Raw genomic sequence first — 410 nt, 5'->3', positions numbered from 1 at the left:
TGCGGTCGCGCATGAGCCAGGGCCGCCGCACCGTTCGGTTGACGCGCTGCACGATGTAGGTCCAGGGCAGGTCGCGATAGAGCGCGGGGGACTGCAGCGGCGCCAGCTTCAACACGCTTTCGAAATCGCGCCGGCCGACCAGCACCGGCAGCAGCCTGGCGCTGAGCCACAAATGGGCACAAAAAAGAACGCGCAAAAGAGGTCCGTCGGCCATCACGCGCCCGCGAGGATGCCTTCAGCCACCAGCTCGGCGGCAAGTGCTGCAATGTCCTCGTCGAGCGTGGCCTTGTCGACTTCGAATTCGTCCGACAGCAGATCGACGATCTGGTCTAGGCCGCGCGCGCCGTCGACCTTGTCGAGGAAGGCTTCGGTGGTGCCGTTGCAGGTGTAGGGCTGGCCGCTGCGCGCCA

Annotated in this window: 1 protein-coding gene and 1 pseudogene; both read right to left on the bottom strand. The window is 66.1% G+C overall.

What is annotated here, in order from left to right; all coding sequences use genetic code 11:
* A pseudogene (locus EN859_RS35510) lies at positions 1–196 on the bottom strand (hypothetical protein); the annotation flags it as partial.
* 17 nt (positions 197–213) lie between these two features.
* The coding region (locus EN859_RS35505; protein ID WP_135913626.1) for a PqqD family protein at positions 214–410 on the bottom strand (197 nt) is incomplete at its 5' end.

Origin of the sequence: Mesorhizobium sp. M00.F.Ca.ET.216.01.1.1 (genome assembly GCF_004010325.2) — a bacterium.
Classification (GTDB): Bacteria; Pseudomonadota; Alphaproteobacteria; order Rhizobiales; family Rhizobiaceae; genus Mesorhizobium.
This window is presented reverse-complemented; position numbering and strand designations above follow the sequence as displayed.